Here is an 18,055-nt window from a genome sequence, read left to right as displayed (position 1 = left end):
AGAACCCACCTCACCTCAGCTGGCTCAAGATCGAAGGAGAAACGCTGGACGAGGTGCGACCGTAGAGCCCTACGACACCGTGGAGCACGTCCGCAAGGGCGTCCGTGCAGTAGCTCACGACGTCCTTCCGCTCCGACACACCGTCCGCGATGCGGCAGGTCGCCCAACCACTACCACTGAGTTCCCAGCTGAACTCAAGCTGACTCATCCCGCCCCCTGCCAGTGATCTTCTACCCAACGACGGTACAGCGGCGTTGAAGGAAGCCCTCGCCCTCCCTTCACACCGGCCGTTGTACGCGTAGTTCAGAGAAGGCACGCCGCACGTGATCTGGCGCCGCATCGGCACTCACTCGATCCTCACCGGGCCCTGACCTTCCGGGCAGGGCCGTCGGGCCGGACCGGAGCAGCGATTAGGGGGTGCCAGCATCACCGACTGGCCGGACTCGTTGGACGGCACATGCAGCACTCCACCTCCCTGGACCCACTGGCCGAACGCGCGGTGATCGCGGTGTGTGCGCTCGCCGACGCCGCCGGTCCCGAGCGGTGGAGCGCCGGCGCCGTCGAGGACGCGGCCACTGCGCTGGAGGTGCTCGCCGGAGCGCTGGCCGAGATCAGCCCGGAGGCCGCCGAGCTCCTGGAGGTCGCCCCGGCCGCCGTAGCCGCGCTCCGCGAAAGCGTCGAGCACGCCCCGGCCGCAGTCCCGCCGTCCGTCCGGACGGACCGCGCGGAGGACCCGGCGGTGCTGAACACCGGCCTGCGGCGGGTGCTCACCGCGCACGGTCTGACCAGGCACCGGGTCCACCAGCTCGGCCCCGCCCTGCTGACCGTCACGCTGGACGCGGCCCACGCCCAGGCCCTCGCCGTGCTCCTCGCCACCCGCCGCGAACTCCCCCGCCAGGCACCCGCGGCCGAAGACGAACCCCGGTGGGGCGCCGGGCCGGCCAAGACGGCGGCGGCCTCCCTCGCGGTGGCTCTGGCCGCGTACGGGCCCGGGACGTACGCCCGGGTCCTCGCCTCCGGACAAGTGACCGCTGGCCTCACCCCGACGGCGGGCCGGCAGGTGACCGACGCGCTGAACACCCGCCCGGCGCCGGCCGTCCCGGCATCGCGGCCCCGGCGCCACGGGCTCGGGCACGGCTGGACGGGCATCGGCGCCAGTCGCTGAAGCATCAGGGCTCCGCATCCCGGGACAGCTGCTGCAACATTCAGGCCCCAGGCGCCGAGCATCAATGGAGCCGTCTTGTCCTGTACACCGGCTCACGCCACTCGAATGGGTGATTCGCAGGGTGGTGGAGGGAGAAGTGAGGTGGGCCGGCCGTCAGGGAGGTGGGCGCGAACCTGTGCCCGTTCCAATCCCCAGATGGAGAAAGACTTCAGATGCCCTTCGACTGGACCGGGGTCACCCCGGCTGTGGGCGCGGCGGCTGCTGTGGTGGCCGCCCTGGTGAACCTGTACCGGGACCGGCGGTCCCGGACAGCGGCGCTGCCTGCGCCCGATGGCGACCCGGTCGCCGTGCTCCCGCCTGTGGCCGGGGAGGGGCCGGTTGCGGTGCGCATCGAGGTGTCCGGGACGTCCGGGGTGCGGGTGGCGGTCGCCGGCCGGACCGGTCCGGTCCTGGTCGAGGTGCTGGTGGCTCCGTCCTCCGGCCCGTCGGGGCCTTCGGCGAAGGAGCGGGCGCCGTGGTAGCAGGCAAGGCACCGAGGAAGCAGGCACCGCGCCCCCGCGCGGACAAACCGCTGGCCGCAGTCGAGGCCGCAGGGCCGGGGGAAGGAGAAGATGACAACGAGTGGGCCCGCTCCCCGCTGGCGGAGCGGCTGGATGTGGAGGCCCGGTCGTTCATGGAGCGGGAGCCGTTGGTGCTGCGCGCCAAGACGGGCGGGAAACTGTCGTTGCCTGCCTGCCAGGACGCCGTTGCACAGGCCGTGTGCAATGTGACGGCGCGGCTGCGGGACGGCCTGCTCGACGAGAGCGTCAACCTGCCCGCTTACCTGCGGAAGACGGCGTGGAACCTGGCCGTGGACCAGCTGACCGCGGATGCACGGGTGGAACTGGCCGGGGACGAAGTGGAGTCCGCCGCGACCCTGGCCCCGCCCCCGGAGCAGGTGGCAGTCGGGGATGTGGATCCACTGCAGGACCTGGTTCTGCCGGCGATCGACGCGCTCCCGCCGTCGCAACGCCGACAGGTAGTGCGGCTGCAGAGTCAGGGTCTGAACGACATCGAGATCGCGGCCGCGCTCGGCATACGCGCCGACCGGCTCCACCGGGAGCGGCACAACGCCGTGGTGGAGCTGCGGGGTGCCCTGCGGGCGTTCATTCGTGACGGGCACCGGAAAGCAACGGGACGCTGGAAGAAGGACAGGTGACGGTGGTGAGCCGTTTGAACGACGACAGCCGCGACCGTCCGGCGTCGGCTGGGCTGGTGGAGCTGATGGCACAGCTGGGACGGCCAGAGGACACCTGGGACAGGCCGGGCGGTGACTTCGGTCCGCTGGCCAGCTTGTACGGGCTGGACCGGGACGGGTGGGAACGCGCGAACTCGCAGTACCTGCTCGGGTCCAAGGCCCTGGCACGCGGAGAGCTCGCCGCTGCCGCGGACTGGCTCGGCCAGGCGGCAGCGGCCGGGCACCCAGGAGCAATGTTCCGGATGGCTGCCCTCACGCTCCGGGCCGGGGCGGACTGGGCCGACGAGGCACGCTTCCTGCTGGCCGAAGCCACCCGCCACGGCCACGGTGACGCTGCGCAGCTGCTGGCCGGGCTGGCACGCCGCCGCCCTCCCCTCGAAGCGGACACGCTGGAGGACCCCGAATACTTCGAAGAAATCCGGGAGGGACTCGGCGTGCCCGCGCACATCCTGCACCCTGACACAACGTCCTCCCCCGCCAGACAGGACACCGACGGCGACACCGGGAAGCGTGTCCAGGCACTGCCAGGCCGGCCCCCGGCGGTGCGTGAAGAGCCCGGCGGAGGACAGCCGCGGCTGTTCCTCGTCCCCGCCCCTCAGGTTCCCCAGTACGGCCCGCCTCCGCATGACCCGAATATGCCTGTGGCAGACACCAAACGCCCGCAGCTGGCTGCGCTCTCCAAGGACGGCCTGCAGCTACCGATCCCCGAGCTGCAACCGAGCCGCTCAGCCACCGTGCTCCCCCTGCTACAGGCCACCACAGCGGAGGTAGGGGGCAGCGAGCCACAGGAACCGTGGTGGTCTGCAAACGCGCTACGGCCAGCTGTCCTGAACGACATGGGCCGACACCGCAGCAGCCCGGCCCGAGTGCCGGAGAAGTGGCAGGCCACCCAGCGGGCCCGCGACCTCCTCCACCTGATCGCTGCAGGCGGTGGGATCGACAGCCGCACCCTCGCCCACAAGGCAGGGATGTCCCTGAACACCACCGTGCGCATGCTGGACTGGCTCTTGGGCCAGAGGCTCGTCGAGACCGTCGCCGGCGCCTACTTCACCGGCCCGGTCATGGACCTGGTCACCGGCCCCGGCCCTGGCCGCGGCATGCTCAGCCGCGCCCTGGAGCAGCTGCGCGACGACCTCGGCGCAGCCGTCTACATCAGCACCTACACCCACGGAGAGATCGAGGTCAAAGCCTCCGCCCACAGCCCCACCGCCCCGCCTGTCGACGAATGGGCCCCCTTCACCGACACCGCACACGCCAGCGCCGTCGGCAAGAGCCTCCTCGCTCAACTCGACTTCGACTCACGCATGGACCACCTCAGCCGATACCCGTCCATCCCGCTCACCCACCGCACCATCACCAGCGAACGCGACCTCATCGAATCCCTCGACCAGCCAGGACCCCATGCCGCCCAGTTCGACCTCCTCGAATACTCCGACCACGAGGTCTGCGTCGCCTACTCCCTCGGCCTGCCCGGCCGGGCCTCCAGCATCGCCCTGTCCTTGCCCGCCCGCGAACACCCACGTCTGATCACCGCCGCCCAAGCCCTCAGCCAACGCGCCACAGGCCTCCTCCTCGCTCACCTCCTCACCGACGACCACCAACCCGCCCACCCCACCGCCACGACTGAAGAACAGCCACGACGAGCACTCCCGTGACCTCGCCCAGAACCGCTTCGCCCCGCCAGCACCACACGCAGGGCCGCTCCCGCCAGGGCGGCCCTGCCCGCGTTCCCGACCAGAACACGCCCGTCCGTGAACCGACCACGAACCATGCCCGGGAGTCCCTGGACGGCGCCGCAGGTGTACCTTCGGCACGCCCACCCCAGATGAGAGCGGCATCTCAATCCGTGCCCGCCTCAGGCGAGGCTGAGTCGCCCCCTTGCAGATGAGTAGCAACCAGGACCAGGCTCACGGTCTGAGTGAGCCGAACCCGACCTCTGAAGGGCATAGCGCGTGCTCGTAGCCATGGCCCCTGACGGCAGTCGCACCGAGGCCCACCGCGAACTGCACCTCGACCCCGGCGGCTACACCTGCCCCTACTGCCACCACCCCGTCCACCTCAAGCGCAGCCGGGTCAAGGTCTCCCACTTCGCACATGCCCCCGGCGCCGACTGCCCCGCTGCCTCCGAGCCGGAATCCCCCGAGCACCTGGCCGCCAAGGCCCTGCTCGCCGACGAGTTCCGCCGGCTCGGGTACGACGTCATCCTCGAACGCCCCCACCCCAAATACCGCCGCCGGGTCGACGTCGCCGTCCGCGTACCCGGTCGCAGCGGTCCCGTCTTCGTCGCCGTCGAAGTCCAGGCGTCTGCCATCAGCACCGAAGAAGTCATCCGCCGCGAACGCGCCGATCACGCCGGCGGATACCTGTCCACCCTGTGGTGCTTCACCCGGTCCAGCTGCCCAGAACTACTCGTCATGGAACCCGACGTCGAGTTCCGCGTCCCCGAAGAGATCCGCTTCCTCCACCGCACACTCAGCACACAGGTGGCAATCCTCGACGTCAGCAGCCGCACCATGTGGTTAACCGACCTCGCCCGGCACCGACGCAGCGGCGACTCCTGGTTCGACACTGCAGGCAACGAACAATCCAGCCGCGGCTACTCACCCCGCACGCTCCGCAGCGTCGAACGCACCCGCGCTACCTTTGCACTCCAGCCGAAATGGGTCACCCCTACCAAGCAGCGCCCCCGTTGGATCGCTACCTTCACCCCGGCCTGACCCGCTGCGCCCCAGGGGCATCGCAAGGGGCGAGACGTCTGGCAAGCGGTCTCTGCGGGTTCCCCGGTGGCTGGGCAGTGGGTGATTGGCTCGGACGCTCCTCACAATGGCCCGACCGTGCTACGGCTCAGAGCGGTTGACCGACACCGGGGCCTCCGTGTCGGCGGCTCCGGGGATGACGCTGATGCCGGGCATGGGGAGGGTGCGGTCGCCGGTAAGGACGAAGAGGATCTCACGCGCGAGGTCCCGTACCGCCGCCCAGGCCGGATCGGTGGCCAGGGCCTCGTAGGTCCAGGGGTCAGCCAGCCGGTCACCGCACATCTCCCGGAAGTGGTCCTCGATCATGCGGAGTTCCCCATCACCGCCGCGGCGTCGATCTCAAGGCACGTCTGTTGCGTGGCGGGACGGGTTCCGCCAGGAGCCCGTCCCGCTTGCCGACACTGACGAAGGTGATGGCGCATGGGCGCCAGCGGGGGCAGGCTTGGGAGGAGACACCCTGCAAGGAAGCGGAGGAGGTCCTTGGCAATCCCAACCTTCGGTCAGGCGACACCACTTTCGGTACGGCCCTACCAGGCTGGCGACGAGGTCGCGGTTCTCGACCTGGTGGCCGCCGACCCGCTGCCCGGCCAGCCGCCGACCACTCCAGCGATGCTCGCCGAAGCACTGGCCGGCCGCTCGCCGGTGGACGGCGGCTGGTGGGCCGAACTCGACCCGCCCGTCACGGATGTGGTGCATGACAGCAGAGGCCAGGTACTGGGGGTCGTTTCCTACGCCACCCGCCCCGGCGACGGGGCCGGATTCCTCCTGTGGCTCCACTGCCGCGAGGACACCGCTGTTGCCAACACGCTGATCGCCCACACGCTGGACCGGCTCGGCCGGCGCACCGTACACGCCTTCGAGTTCGCCTCTGCCCTCACTCACGGCCTGGAGGGCCTGCCAGCCCGCCACCGCCCGGTGACCCGCCGGGCACTCGAAGGGGCCGGGTTCACCAGCCGGGACCTGTGGCGCTATATGCGTGTCCCCCTTCCTGTCTCTGGGCTGTCGAACGCCGCCCACGTCACCGTCGACGAGTGCGAGGACCCGCCGGGCAAGCGCCTGGAAGTACGCGAAGACGGGCAACTGGCCGCTGAGGCCACCATCGGCCGCCCCGTCACGGGGACCGGCGTGCTGTGGTGGATCAGCGTGGTCCCTGCCGCGCGCGGGCGGGACCTGGGTCTAGCACTGCTGGGCTCCGCTCTGGACCTACTCACCGGGCTCGGCGCCCGTGAGGCGATCCTCTACGTCGACGACGGCCCGGTCGGCGACCCCGAGCACGACCGCACCGCTGCCAACGGCATGTACGACCGGGCCGGCTTCACCGAGGTCGACCGCTTGCACTCTTTCACCCGCCGCCCGTAGACGCCTCGGATATCCGGGGCGTCCAGCAGATGTGACGGTCCTGACCTGAGCCACTCAATCGCCCCGCGATGTGAGCCGTCGACGGGGGCGGAACACCAGGTCCATGCTCCTTTGCAGTCTCAGTCTCGGGTGACTGGTTGCACTCGATGGGCCTGCCCAACACCGTCGCCCGCCGGGCCCCGCGCCGGATCGACGCCGCCCTGCAGGCGCTTGGCTGCGTAGGTTTCAAGCGGGATCAGGCACACATTTCGTGAGCCGCCTCTCAGGTATTCATGTGGTGCTTCCGGGCCTGGACGTCGGATGATTGGGGCATGCCTCACGTCGTGCACGCTCACTACACACTTCTGTTGCGGAAGAGCCCGCTCGATCTCTGGGTGAGGCTGCGGAGCCTCTTGAGGCATCAGATGGTCGATCCAGCAAGCGCCGTGCTCGTGGATCTCTTCCCCGACGGCGGAGACCACGAGTTCGGCCAGGTCATCTGTGGGGAGGGTCGGGTCTATCGCTTCGATCTTGTCTACGACCGCGACCGTTCCGGAGGTGCTCGGCGAGCCGTCCTGCGGCATTGGGCCGACATCACCGATTCCTGGCAGACAGAGCCGCTCCAGGAACAGACCTCGGATGCATTCATCTCGATGATGCCGACAGGACGGACAGACTTGTCGGAGCCGGATTCTGGGCGCATCAAGGACCCCGTCCTTCACTAGGGTGTGTCTGACAAATGATCACCTGGTTACTTCGCGAAGCCAGAGGATCAGCGAGGCCATAATGACTCCGGCCCGGTAACGGGTGACGAGTTTGTCGAACCTGGTCGCGATCGCACGGAACTGCTTGAGGCGGGCGAAGCATCGTTCGACCACGTTGCGGTCGCGATAGATCTCCTTGTCGAAGGCGGGTGGGCGGCCGCCGAGGTTGCCGCGTCGCCGCCGGTTGGCCACTTGGTCGCGGCGTTCGGGGATCGTGGCAGCGATGCCCCGGCGTCGCAGCAGGTGGCGTATCGCCCGGCTGGAATATGCCTTGTCGCCCAGCACCCGCGTCGGTGTCGTGCGAGGTCGGCCCGTAACGGCGCGCGGGATGCGGATGCTGTCGAGAACTTGGCCGAAGGCGGTGGCGTCGTTGATCGGACGCTGGCTCACCGCCCAACGCCGCGACTGGGCGCGACTGAACGAGGAGCAGCAGGCCCGGCTCGGCGCGCTCGGCGTCACCGCGACAGCCGTACCGACCCGCAGGGCACCGGTGAAGACCAGCGCGACCACCGCGTCAGCCCGGCTCACCCGAGCCTCTGTCGAGCCGCTCCCCCCGGCTGAACCGGGTACCCCGGCCGGTACAGACGGTGACGGGCAGAGCATCCAGTGCGAGGGCGACCAGCGTCGGAGGACACAGTTGCGTCATGCCGCGGCAAGTCGACCGCGGCCGGCCGCGACGTCCAGCCGCCGGTCCGGCTCCGGCTCAACCACCGTCAGGCCCCAGCGGAGCTCGGTTGCGCCGGTCGCTGGCCCGCCCAGTGCGCAGCGGAGTGGGTGGCTGCGTCGAGCTGAGGTGTGGCGTGGTCAGGGGGCTCGGTAGTCGGCGCCGGTGGCGTCGGTCGTTTTGATTTGTCTTTCGGTGGTCTTTGGTCCGGGCCAAATTTGGATGAGGTGCTGTTCGATCGGGGTGCCGTCGTCCTGGGTGGGCTGGTCGCCGGCGGCGGCTGCTTCGTCGCGGCCGCGGGCGTGGAAGCGGAATCGCCACCACTGGTCTGGGTGGCCTGCGGGTGTGAGGTCGAGGGGCTGGAGGTCTTCGGTGATGAGGCTTCCCAGGAGGGGGCCGTCGCCTTCGAAGTGGAGACTGGCCTCGACGATGTCGTCCCAGTCCTCTTCCTCGGCTGTCGGGGGGCCGGTGCGGATGTCGACGGTGGCGTCGAGGTGGCCCCAGGTGGTGCCGGTGAGGATGGTGGCCTGAGTGTGGTCGTCGTTGACACGGACCAGGCCGTTGCCGGGCCGGGAGTCGTCCGGTTCGTCGGCGTCGGTGTCGGTGATCACGTACATGTTGTGCGTGACCGGCACGCGCCAGGTCTGGGCGTCGCTCATGAAGGCTCCCGATTGCTCATCCGGTCCGTCAGGCTGTGTGCCGGGCCGCTGTGATCGGTGCTGTGGCGGCCCGGCGCAAGGTGTCGTCGTGCGGGTGGTCCCCCGCACTGCTGGGCGGGGGACCACATCATCCTTTCAGCGCCGGCAGCGGAGTGCGGGCGGGTCAGACCTTGACCCAGAAGCCGTCGCCGTGCACGACCCGCTCCTTCTTGTGGAAGGTCTGGATCCGGCCGCCCTGCTTGTTCTGCTCGCTGGCGGGGACCCAGCGGGTGCCGCGGCTGGAGGGGGGCACGTGGTGACCGCCTTCGAGGGTGGAGGCGAAGGGGTACTCATCGCAGGACAGGCCCGGCCGCGGCGGGACCTGTCCGCGCGGGCAGACCGCGTTGCGGTTGGCGGTGATGTTGGCTTCGCGGGCCTCACGCCGGATCACGGCCCCGCCGGGAACCCCCAGGTGCCTGCCGCGGGACTGGACGTCACGGATGTTCCTGGCGATCTCCGGCAGGGTCGCCATCGTGGTCATGGTCGGCGTGAACGCCGGGTGCACGCAGCCCGGCGAGAGCGTGCGGGCGGTGTTGGCCCGGTTCCAGAACGTGTCGTCGCAGCGCATGCGCAGCGACCCGTACCTGACCGTTGCCGGGGTATAGCCGGCCTTGGTGAACGTGAAGGTGTACTGGGCGGTGGTGGTGTCCTGTTTCTGCTTGGCGACGCTGCTGGAGTAGTCCACCTTTCCGTTGATCGCCGAGCCCCCCAGCGTGCCGCCCGGGAACTTGGACTTGGCGGTGCACTTCCCCCCGCACTTCACCCCCAGGCTCACCCTGATCCCTGAAGCATTGACCAGGGTGGCCTTGCTGACCGACGTGGTCTCCGACCACTTGACCTTCTTGTTCTGCAGGGTCATGTGGTTGGTGATCTTGAACTTCGCGCTCCCGACCGGCCGGCCGTTGCGCAGCAGCGTCAGCGTCACATCGCCCACCGCACAGGACTCGTACCGGTTGTAGACGATGTGGTTGACCTTGCACGACACCCCGGCCGCCTCGACATCCGGCGCAACGGCGGCGCTCGCCGCCGGAGTGAAACTCGCCGACATCGACAGACGCTCCGGAACGGAAGCAGCCTGAGCCGGCGCGATCACCGCACCGGTCAAAGCGAGCGTCACCACGCCCACTCCCGCGAACCTTGCATGTGCGGACTTCATGCTGGAGTCCCCCAACTCCTGCCGTATCCCCCCTGCGAGCCGAATGCTCTCAGAGCCGCGGCAAGGCCCCCGACGCTACGCACCCCCACCACGCTCCCGCGACCAACCCACACCCCGACCGACCGAAAGAAACACCCGAAACGTCCGGAACACACACATGCACTTCCGGGCATATGACCCTGACCCGGGCAGATGCGGCCGAGACCAATCAGAGCACGAGCACTGCCCTCAGCGAGTGACGGCCCGTCCTCTGCCCCACGACGCCTGGCATCGGGCAGTGTCAGCCAGGCAGCCTGGAACCGATCCGGAACCTCAGCTCACCGGCCGCGTCGCGGATCTCCCCGTCACTGTCGTCATCGAGCCGGACCAGAAGAATCATCAGGGCGCGGGCTTCGCCCTCGGTCAGCAGGGGACGGCGGGGCTCCTCCACGTCGGGATCAAGCAGCGCGTCGAGCAGGTAGGTGTCCATACCGGAGCAACCTCTGTCCCGGACGGCGGGTCACGCTTGCGGCCGTGGGCGCGGCATGCAGGTTGGCGTGGCGGCTGCGAGTAGACGGGTCCTGCCGGCGTCGGGCTGGTGACGCCGCCTGGACTCGCCGTTGCCCGGCGCGGTGCCGGTCTGCTGCCGCGCCATCCACTGACCCCAACGGCCGCCCCGGGGCACCAGCGGACCGAGTCATCAACCCAGGGCGGCGATGTGGGAACCGAGCCCGGCGGCGGTGGCCCGGTTCGGCAGGGCAGCTTCGGAGAACGTCCCGGGGCGGGGACCCGCCGGCCCTCATCCGCCTGCCACACGCGGTGCCCCTGGCTCACCCCCGCAGCGCCCGGCCAGGCTCCCACCAAGCGGGACACTCCCCGAGCCGACCCCGGCCCATCAAGGCGGCCTGGAGGCCGAAGAACACCTGCGGGTGACGTTCTGTCACGAGCAGGCAACAGCAGCCCCACGCGCTTCGAGCGGCACATAGCGTCCAGGGCTACACCGCCGATCCGACGGCGGCCCTACGGACAGGACGTGACCTCTCTTGCCCATGCCCCGAACCCGCCACCTCGCCGCCGGTACCGCCCTCACCGCCGCCGCGCTGCTCCTGGTCCCCGGGCAGGCCCACGCCGCTGGAACCCTGCGCATCTCAAAGATCTGGTACGACTCCCCCGGCAGCGACACCGGCGCCAACACCTCACTCAACGGGGAATGGGTACAGATCACCAACGGCACGGCCGCGTCGGTCAGCCTCAAGGGCTGGACCCTGACCGACGCCTCCCGCCACACCTACACCTTCGGAGCCTTCACCCTCAAGCCCGGCAAAACCGTCACCGTCAAGACCGGGCGCGGCACCAACACCACCTCGACGCTCTTCCAGCAGCGCGCCGCCTACGTCTGGAACAACGACAAGGACACCGCCACCCTCCGCCGCGCCAACAAGACCATCCACCACACCTGCGCCTACAACTCCACCCGCTACGACTACAAAACCTGCTGACCGGACAGGGCGTGCCGCACCCGCCCGCAAGAACCAGGCGACACCCCAGCCCCGCAGGCCAGGCGAGTGCCGCGCATCCGCGGCAGTGGAGCGCCCGATCACCGCTCTGGCAGCGCACACGCGAGCCGAACGGCCCTTCCGCGCGTCCCGCGCAGCAGGCCAGGGGCGGGTACACGGGCACGAGGCCGCCACCCCCGGGGGGAGTGACGGCCCCTGCCTGCGTGCGGCCGCCTACGGGGCGGGGGTGAACTCCACAGCCGTGTCACCGCAGCCGGCCGCGATGACCAGCAGCCGGTCCCTATCCGCCTCGTCCACCGCCAGGCCCCACCCGCTCCCTCCCGCGCCACTGACATCGGGTGGGAGCGCCCCGGGCGCTTAGCTTTCTGCGTCCCAGTCCCAGCCGCTTTCGGCGGGCTGCATGGAGAACGGGGTGTGGTCGACGTCCGGCAGCGCCCTCCGAACAATGACGTTGCATTGGTAGCAGTTGGGCAGGCGATCGTCTGCGGGCCTGAAGCCGTCGCGGGTCTTGCGATAGGTGGATTTGGTCTCGTCCAGCATGTCGCCCGCGTGCCGGGTCAGCGTTCGACCGCCCTGGATTTGGGCGGTGAAGTCAGTGTCGGTCCTGATGTGCACATCCCCACCGTGCCCGGTCGTCCACGCGCGGAGCGTGACCCCGTACCGGGCGTGGAATGCCCGGCGGAGCCGAACCCAGTCGACGACCTGCGTCCAGTAGGGGGGCCGGTCGCCCCAGATCTCGTCGTCGTACTCAGCAGCGATTGAGGCGGCTTCAGCGGGGTCCGGAGAGGTCTCCAGGCGTGCTTCGATCGCCGCACGGAAGTCGCCGTCACCGGGAAATTCGGCCGCCTTCCGCTCGGGGGCAGGGGCGGCGATGGCGTGCCAGACTTCGGTTGCCAAGCGGATGAGCTCCAGCGCTGCCTGGGACTGCGCCTCCTCGCCAGCGGGGGTGGCCTTGAGCAACTCTCCCGCACGGGCGTGTACCTGCTCCAGGGCCGACTTGTAGGTCAGACCGGTCGGTTCCGGTTCGGGTGCGCTCTGCGGGCCCGCGGCTGGACGCAGGACGATCCAGCTGCGGCCGTCCTTGATACCCGCGAGCTTCCCGGTCCTCAGGTAGCTCTTGATCGTGACTGGGCTCAGGTCGAGCTCGGCGACTGCGGTCTCCACGTCCATCAACAGCGGCCGGCCATTGCCGTCCGCTTGGGGAAGCTCGGGAGCCTCTTTCCCGGGTGCGGTAGGGACGTCCGGGACCGGACCGTATCCGAGGGTGGGAAGGTCGCGGAGCTGGGAGATGCGGCTCGATGAGACGCCGCATGCCTGCCCGATCACCGTGTTGCTCCAGCCTGATTCCTGCGCCGCCCTGATCGTGGCCAGGAGGCGAGGGTCGCGGGTCGTGTACAGGGCGTTCAGGATCTGGGCAAAGACCGTCGGAAGCTGGTGACTACTCATAAGTGTCTCCTTCGGGCTCGGGGTCCGGCTCCATCTCGACTGGGGCGAGGGGCACGAGTCGCGCGACGGGCTTTCCGTTGCGGGTGAGGATCACGTCGGCACCGGAGTAGCGAACTTCGTTGACGAGGTCGCCCAGGATCTTGCGGGCTTCCTCGATTCCCACTTCCTTACTCATGCCATAACCTTAAGGACCTTAAGGTCCGCAAGCAAGCGAAACCCGGTAGCAGCTTCCGATCGGTGGGCCTCAGCCTGCCTCGGCAATCCACCACGGAGGTCCGGCAGCAGAGCGAGGCCGAGCAGGCCCACCGCCAGCCGCCACCTCCGCCGCCGCCGGCCTGAGTGATCGAACGCGGCAAGCGCCTGGGCCGGCTGATCGCGCGCGGCCAGGCGGTGGTGCAGTCGGTGACCGTGTCCCGGTCCGGGCACCGCTGGTATGCCTCCGTCCTGTGCAAGGTCACCCGGGCCCTGCCCGACCGGCCCACCCGGGCGCAGCAGGACCGCGGCAGGGTCGGAGTCGACCTCGGCGTCAGGCACCTGGCCGTGCTCTCGCGCCCGCTGGCCGGCGGGGACCCGGCGTCCGCGTCCGTGGAGAACCCCCGGCACGTCCGGCGTGCCGAGCAGCGGATGACCAAGGCGCAGCGGGCCCTGTCCCGCACGCAAAAGGGCTCCGGGCGCCGCCGCAAGGCCGTCCAGAAGGTGGCCCGCCTCCACCACGAGGTGGCAGTGCGGCGGGCGACCGTCCTGCATGCCCTGACCAAACAGCTCGCCACGCGATTCGCCACCGTCGCCGTCGAAGACCTCAACGTCGCCGGGATGACCCGCAGCGCCCGCGGCACCCCCCGACCGGCCCGGCCGACGCGTGAAGCAGAAAGCCGGCCTGAACCGGGCCGTCCTCGACGCCGCCCCCGGCGAACTGCGCCGACAGCTCACCTACAAGACTTCCTGGTACGGCTCCACCCTCGCGGTCCTGGACCGCTGGTGACCCTCCAGCAAGACCTGCTCCACGTGCGGATGGCAAAACCCACACCTCACGCTCGCGGACAGGACGTTCCACTGCCCCACCTGCAACACCCGAACCGACCGGGACCTCAACGCCGCACGCAACATCGCCGCCCACACCGTCCCCCTCACAACCCCGGTCGCCCCTGGTAGAGGGGAGACCCAAAACGCCCGCCGAGCCTCCACAAGACCCCCCAGCCCACGCGCCGGGAGGCAGGAGACAAAGAAGCGGGAAGGCACCGGCCCACCGGCGCCACCCCAGCAGGGCAACCCGCTGGCACTTCCCACCCCCACACACCCACATAACAAAACTGCAAAGCGGACCTAACAGCGCAGGCCAGCAAGGGAACACACGCGGGAGGCGACCGCAGGTGTGGTGTCAGGCGGACGCGGCCTTGGAGAACAGCCCCTACACGCGGGAAGCGACCGGAGCGAAGCGACGCAGCCCGCGCTTGCGCGGGGACAGCCCCTACACCCGGGAAGTGACCGTAGCAAGAGGCCCCCACACCGCGTGTGGGGCGTCCGGCCCAGACGCGCGGGAAGTGACCGGGCCCGGGACCGTAGTCCCGGACCCCAACATCGTCCGGCCCAGACGCGGGAGGTGACCGTCGTCGACAGTGAACAGGCCACCCCGAAGACCGGCAGTGAGGAAGTACCCCGCAGTCAGAGCCGGAGCCCCGGCATGCCTGTCGACGCCGCCAGCACGAGCGATGGCACCCGATCCGCACCTGCCGATGCGCACAGCCGGGTTCGATGTACGGCCCCGCCCCAAGGGGAGGGCGTTGCGGGGCGTCGAGCCGGCTGCGAAGAACTGCGGATCAGCAGGCGCCATTGCAATGGCGGGGCGCAGGTTTCGGCTGTTGTCGATCCCGGCGTTGGATTTCTCGAACTTCGAGTGAACCGGCCTGCCCGTCGGATGCCTTACCGGGGTGAAGGCAGACACAACCGGCTCAGGGAGCGGGCATGGTGGTTCAGATGATCCGAGCAGCGCTGTCACTCGCAGGCGGCAACCGGACAGGAAGGGAAGGCGGTATGTGGCACACGATCCGGAGCTGGGTCGAAGGCAAGAACGCAACGAGGTTCGAACGCGAGCGCCGTACGACTCTGCTCACGGCGCCGCTCGCAATTCAGGAGGGTGGAAGGATCTACGACCGGCGGGCTGACGGAAGCGTCCTGGAGATCACCGTTCCCCTGCCCGCGCAGCTGGACGTCATCGTCGGTGAGTCCGTTCGACGCGATCGCGCTGTACCAGCACCCGCAGAACTACTCCCCACCCGAAACAACGCACTCACGACGGCTCAGGAGCAGTGATCAATGTCCCTGCCCGCTTCACCCCCATCAACGCAGCAGTTGCAGGCTCTCGGTGCTGAGCTTCCAGCAGACACCCCGCTGTACAGGGTCCACCGCAAGCGCTTCTCCTCGACAGCGTTCAACCCCCGACCTGCGGACACTTACACCGGTGGACGCTTCGATGGCACTCCAGAGGATCCGTATCCCTACCTCTACGCCGCCCGCACCCCCGAGGCGGCCGTGGCAGACACGTTGCTGAAGGCGCTGCCATTCGACCCTGATAGCGGGATGCGACTGGTGCCACTGGCGGCGGTTGTGGACCGCCAGCTCACTCAACTGCGGACAGCTCATCCGCTGCTGCTCATCGACCTGACTACGGCGGAGTCCCTCCACGTCGCCGGCGTTTCCTCCGAGATCCTCTTCTCCGACAACTTCGTCCGCACGCGAGCCTGGTCCGCAGCGCTACGCCGGCACAACCCGTGGGCGCAAGGGATCCTGTGGCCCTCGCGCTACCGCCGCCCACACCAGCTGGTGATGCTCTTCGGGGATCGCTGCGCCCCCCAGGTCCTCAAAGAGCACACCGCCTGGCCACTGGAGGACCGCGCCAATGAGCTTCTGGCCTGTGTGCGAGCTGCGGTGCCACCTCCTCTCCTGCCGGCCAAGAGCTTCGACGACTTCTTCAAGGCCCACTTCCTCCAGGTCTGCCGCATCCTCAACGCTCGGCAGAACGACTGGGAGCTGGTGCAGGAGGCAACCAGCCGATCCTTCGAAATCGCCTACCGCAAATGGCCTGAAGTCAGTGCACATCCCAATCCCGTCGCCTGGGTGGCTGTCACAGGCCGCCGCATCCTGAACCGGGCGTATCAGAAGCTGGCGTCCCGCCCAGAGCGTCCCTTGAACGACTCGTTCACGGGCAGGCCGTGCGACGGTCGCGACTTCGCCTCGACAACGGTGGACAAGATCACGTTGTACACCGCCATCGGGAACCTGCCGCGAGACAAGCGCGAGTGCCTCGTGATGCACTACGTGTACGGGTACCCCATCAACGAGATCGCCGAGCTGGTAGACATCCCCGTAGGGACGGTGAAGAGTCGGCTCAGCGCTGCGCGCAAGGACCTCAAGGAATCACTCGGCTACGACTTCCGCGAGGGAGGCACTCGATGAAGCACGACACCGAACTCCACGTCGACGGGTTCGAACAGACCTCGTCCGACGAGGAGGTACTCAGCTACCTGGCCGAGCTCCGGCACCGTGCCACCTCGCGCACGCCCATCCTCGACGATGACGACTACGAGACGGCCATCGAAGAAGCAGCTGACGAGATCACTGGACTCTTCCGGTGAGCACGGCAGCCTGAACAGCATTGGTGACAGCCGTCGGGGTCGACGATGGCAAGCGCGGTGGTGTCCCGGCAGGGAGCCGCATCCGGACAGTCGGCCGCCAGCGGAATCGATCGACTCGCTGCAGTCCCCGAAACACAACAAGGCCCGCACCCTCCTCGCGAAAACGAGGAGTGCGGGCCTAGTCCGCGACGACGCCACCAGGGAGCCAGTGGCGCTGACCCGGCTGTGGGCGTTCGACGCCGCGAGCGCCGCCCCGGCCGGGGTGCCGATGCCGCCCTGGCAGCAGTACGGCATCGACGACTACCTGCCGGCCGCGCCGGCCGTCGGCCCCGGGGAGAACAGCCGCGAAGCTATAGCGGAAGCCACGATGGGCCCGCTGCCGATCTGGGCCCTGCGCATGATCGACGACTTCGCCGGCGACATCCTCACCGCACAGCAGGACGCTCGGCGCCTGACCGAGGGACGGCCATGGGCCGCGGCCCTCGACTTCACTGAGATCCCGCAGCTCATGCGGCACCTCAGCACAGCCTGCCTCATCGTCGTCGCCTACCTGACGGGCATGAGGCCCGGCGAGGTGACGGCCCCGGAGAACGGCTGCTGCCCCGAACCCGACCCAGCCGGGCCGCACCTGATCTACGGCCGGGTCTTCAAGAGCGTCTTCAACCTGGACGGCAACCACCTCTCCGCCGGCCAGGCACGCGAAGTGCCATGGGTCGCCATCACCCCGGTCGTCACCGCGATCCGCGTACTAGAACGCATTGTCCCCGACGGTCTGCTCTTCGACACCGCCGCCCACGCCATCCCGCGCGGCGACCGGCCGGAGCCACCTGCGCACCACGATGAGCGCCGGGTACGCCGCCCGCGGCCGCGACGGCATCCACGAACTGCTCGACATCGAGACGGCCCGGGCCACCGCCGACACCCTCACCACCCTCCACGACGACCTCACCCACGGGGTGGGCATTTCCGGGCCGGCCGCCCGGCGCGCGCAGGCCGCCGTCCAGGCACCGACGTTCACCGGGTCGATCCGGACCCACCGCCAAGCCCGCGACATTCCGGGCAACCGCACCCTGACCGTCTACGACAACCCGCTGCCGCAGCAGGCGCTCGGGGCGCCTTCGGCGCTCTTGCCCAGGGTGTCGGCATCGGCCTTGACCACGTACACCTCCCACGGCTCCTTGCCGGGCCCGGTGACCCACACCTTGTCCTGAAGGGCGTAGCAGCAGGAGGTGTCGTTCTCCTCGAACGTGGCCAGGCCCGCGTCCTTCAGCCGGTTCGTGGCGGCGGTGACATCCTCGGTGCTGGCCACCTCGACACCGAGGTGGTCCAGGCGGGTCTCCTCGCCGGCCTCGCCCTCGATGAGAACCAGCTTGAGCGGCGGCTCGGTGATGGCGAAGTTGGCGTAGCCGTCGCGGCGCTTGGCCGGTTCGGTGCCGAAGAGCTTGGAGTAGAAGGCGATCGAGGCTTCGAGGTCGGCGACGCGCAGGGCGAGCTGAACGCGGGACATGGCGGTCTCCCAACGACTTGTTTCGACGTCTGTCGATACAGCCGACCTTGCCACCGGTTTAGACGACTGTCAACATAGAGAAATGTCGAAACAAGCTGGTCTGCCGGTGCTCGGACAGGACGACGTCGCGTGCTGCGCGCCGATGGTTCGCGAGCCGCTCGGCGAGGAGGCCGCGGCCGAGCTGTCGCGGATGTTC

At 69.2% G+C, this 18,055-nt stretch carries 19 protein-coding genes and 3 pseudogenes; 14 read left to right on the top strand and 8 right to left on the bottom strand.

The window, feature by feature from the left end; all coding sequences use genetic code 11:
• Positions 1-457 precede the first annotated feature (457 nt).
• The 5 genes from AB0O36_RS31980 to AB0O36_RS31960 all read left to right on the top strand — a co-directional run bounded on the left by AB0O36_RS31980 (position 458) and on the right by AB0O36_RS31960 (position 5,119).
• Positions 458-1,165 (top strand): hypothetical protein, encoded by a 708-nt coding sequence (locus AB0O36_RS31980; protein WP_365116248.1) that lies wholly within the window; start codon positions 458-460, stop codon positions 1,163-1,165.
• A gap of 212 nt (positions 1,166-1,377) precedes the next feature.
• Positions 1,378-1,686, top strand: coding sequence for a hypothetical protein (locus AB0O36_RS31975; protein ID WP_365116245.1), 309 nt, complete (start codon positions 1,378-1,380; stop codon positions 1,684-1,686).
• Entirely contained in the window at positions 1,680-2,363 is a 684-nt protein-coding gene (locus AB0O36_RS31970) for a sigma-70 family RNA polymerase sigma factor (RefSeq protein WP_365116242.1), read from the top strand. The genes AB0O36_RS31975 and AB0O36_RS31970 overlap by 7 nt, the downstream gene beginning before the upstream one ends.
• A 5-nt stretch (positions 2,364-2,368) precedes the next feature.
• Positions 2,369-4,057, top strand: coding sequence for an IclR family transcriptional regulator C-terminal domain-containing protein (locus tag AB0O36_RS31965; RefSeq protein WP_365116239.1), 1,689 nt, complete (start codon positions 2,369-2,371; stop codon positions 4,055-4,057).
• 297 nt (positions 4,058-4,354) lie between these two features.
• A complete protein-coding gene (locus tag AB0O36_RS31960; RefSeq protein ID WP_365116236.1) occupies positions 4,355-5,119 on the top strand; it encodes a competence protein CoiA family protein in 765 nt (254 codons plus the stop codon).
• A gap of 120 nt (positions 5,120-5,239) precedes the next feature.
• On the opposite strand, the gene AB0O36_RS31955 is transcribed toward AB0O36_RS31960, so the two are convergent.
• On the bottom strand, positions 5,240-5,464 hold the full coding sequence (locus AB0O36_RS31955) for a hypothetical protein (protein WP_365116233.1): 225 nt from the start codon (positions 5,462-5,464) through the stop codon (positions 5,240-5,242).
• Positions 5,465-5,638: 174 nt separating this feature from the next.
• Between AB0O36_RS31955 and AB0O36_RS31950 the strand changes: the two genes are divergently transcribed.
• Both AB0O36_RS31950 and AB0O36_RS31945 read left to right on the top strand, forming a co-directional pair.
• Positions 5,639-6,517 (top strand): GNAT family N-acetyltransferase, encoded by an 879-nt coding sequence (locus AB0O36_RS31950; protein ID WP_365116230.1) that lies wholly within the window; start codon positions 5,639-5,641, stop codon positions 6,515-6,517.
• Between the two features lie 311 nt (positions 6,518-6,828).
• Positions 6,829-7,221 carry a hypothetical protein gene (locus tag AB0O36_RS31945; protein WP_365116370.1) on the top strand — a complete coding sequence of 131 codons (393 nt, stop codon included), beginning with the start codon at positions 6,829-6,831 and terminating at the stop codon, positions 7,219-7,221.
• A gap of 18 nt (positions 7,222-7,239) precedes the next feature.
• Here the strand turns inward: AB0O36_RS31945 and AB0O36_RS31940 are convergent.
• The 4 genes and pseudogenes from AB0O36_RS31940 to AB0O36_RS31925 form a co-directional block, all read right to left on the bottom strand.
• Positions 7,240-7,635: pseudogene (locus AB0O36_RS31940) on the bottom strand (transposase); the annotation flags it as partial.
• A gap of 429 nt (positions 7,636-8,064) precedes the next feature.
• Positions 8,065-8,583, bottom strand: a complete 519-nt coding sequence (locus AB0O36_RS31935) for a hypothetical protein (protein WP_365116227.1) — start codon at positions 8,581-8,583, stop codon at positions 8,065-8,067.
• A 163-nt stretch (positions 8,584-8,746) separates the two neighbouring features.
• Positions 8,747-9,670, bottom strand: coding sequence for a NucA/NucB deoxyribonuclease domain-containing protein (locus AB0O36_RS31930; RefSeq protein WP_365116224.1), 924 nt, complete (start codon positions 9,668-9,670; stop codon positions 8,747-8,749).
• A 388-nt stretch (positions 9,671-10,058) separates the two neighbouring features.
• Positions 10,059-10,247, bottom strand: coding sequence for a hypothetical protein (locus tag AB0O36_RS31925; RefSeq protein ID WP_365116221.1), 189 nt, complete (start codon positions 10,245-10,247; stop codon positions 10,059-10,061).
• Positions 10,248-10,806: 559 nt separating this feature from the next.
• Between AB0O36_RS31925 and AB0O36_RS31920 the strand changes: the two genes are divergently transcribed.
• The gene (locus tag AB0O36_RS31920) at positions 10,807-11,256 is read left to right on the top strand and encodes a lamin tail domain-containing protein (protein WP_365116218.1); all 450 of its coding nucleotides are present in this window, start codon (positions 10,807-10,809) and stop codon (positions 11,254-11,256) included.
• A gap of 375 nt (positions 11,257-11,631) precedes the next feature.
• Here AB0O36_RS31920 and AB0O36_RS31915 read toward each other — a convergent pair whose 3' ends face one another.
• Both AB0O36_RS31915 and AB0O36_RS31910 read right to left on the bottom strand, forming a co-directional pair.
• Positions 11,632-12,720 carry a hypothetical protein gene (locus AB0O36_RS31915; RefSeq protein WP_365116215.1) on the bottom strand — a complete coding sequence of 363 codons (1,089 nt, stop codon included), beginning with the start codon at positions 12,718-12,720 and terminating at the stop codon, positions 11,632-11,634.
• The gene (locus AB0O36_RS31910; RefSeq protein ID WP_365116212.1) at positions 12,713-12,895 is read right to left on the bottom strand and encodes a type II toxin-antitoxin system Phd/YefM family antitoxin; all 183 of its coding nucleotides are present in this window, start codon (positions 12,893-12,895) and stop codon (positions 12,713-12,715) included. The genes AB0O36_RS31915 and AB0O36_RS31910 overlap by 8 nt, the downstream gene beginning before the upstream one ends.
• 164 nt (positions 12,896-13,059) lie before the next feature.
• On the opposite strand from AB0O36_RS31910, the pseudogene AB0O36_RS31905 reads away from it, so the two are divergent.
• From AB0O36_RS31905 to AB0O36_RS31880, 6 genes and pseudogenes are all read left to right on the top strand, one after another.
• Positions 13,060-13,491 (top strand): annotated as a pseudogene (locus AB0O36_RS31905) (transposase); the annotation flags it as partial.
• 88 nt (positions 13,492-13,579) lie between these two features.
• A complete protein-coding gene (locus tag AB0O36_RS31900; RefSeq protein WP_365116367.1) occupies positions 13,580-13,702 on the top strand; it encodes a hypothetical protein in 123 nt (40 codons plus the stop codon).
• 63 nt (positions 13,703-13,765) lie between these two features.
• Positions 13,766-14,047, top strand: a pseudogene (locus tag AB0O36_RS31895) (RNA-guided endonuclease TnpB family protein); the annotation flags it as partial.
• Between the two features lie 635 nt (positions 14,048-14,682).
• Positions 14,683-15,030 carry a hypothetical protein gene (locus AB0O36_RS31890; protein ID WP_365116209.1) on the top strand — a complete coding sequence of 116 codons (348 nt, stop codon included), beginning with the start codon at positions 14,683-14,685 and terminating at the stop codon, positions 15,028-15,030.
• Between the two features lie 3 nt (positions 15,031-15,033).
• The gene (locus AB0O36_RS31885) at positions 15,034-16,173 is read left to right on the top strand and encodes a sigma-70 family RNA polymerase sigma factor (RefSeq protein WP_365116206.1); all 1,140 of its coding nucleotides are present in this window, start codon (positions 15,034-15,036) and stop codon (positions 16,171-16,173) included.
• Positions 16,170-16,352, top strand: coding sequence for a hypothetical protein (locus tag AB0O36_RS31880; RefSeq protein ID WP_365116204.1), 183 nt, complete (start codon positions 16,170-16,172; stop codon positions 16,350-16,352). The genes AB0O36_RS31885 and AB0O36_RS31880 overlap by 4 nt, the downstream gene beginning before the upstream one ends.
• A 1,078-nt stretch (positions 16,353-17,430) precedes the next feature.
• Here the strand turns inward: AB0O36_RS31880 and AB0O36_RS31875 are convergent.
• Positions 17,431-17,859, bottom strand: a complete 429-nt coding sequence (locus tag AB0O36_RS31875; protein ID WP_365116201.1) for an ArsI/CadI family heavy metal resistance metalloenzyme — start codon at positions 17,857-17,859, stop codon at positions 17,431-17,433.
• Between the last annotated feature and the right edge of the window lie 196 nt (positions 17,860-18,055).

Origin of the sequence: Streptomyces sp. NPDC089799, assembly GCF_040684755.1 — a bacterium.
GTDB lineage: Bacteria > Actinomycetota > Actinomycetes > Streptomycetales > Streptomycetaceae > Streptomyces.
This window is presented reverse-complemented; position numbering and strand designations above follow the sequence as displayed.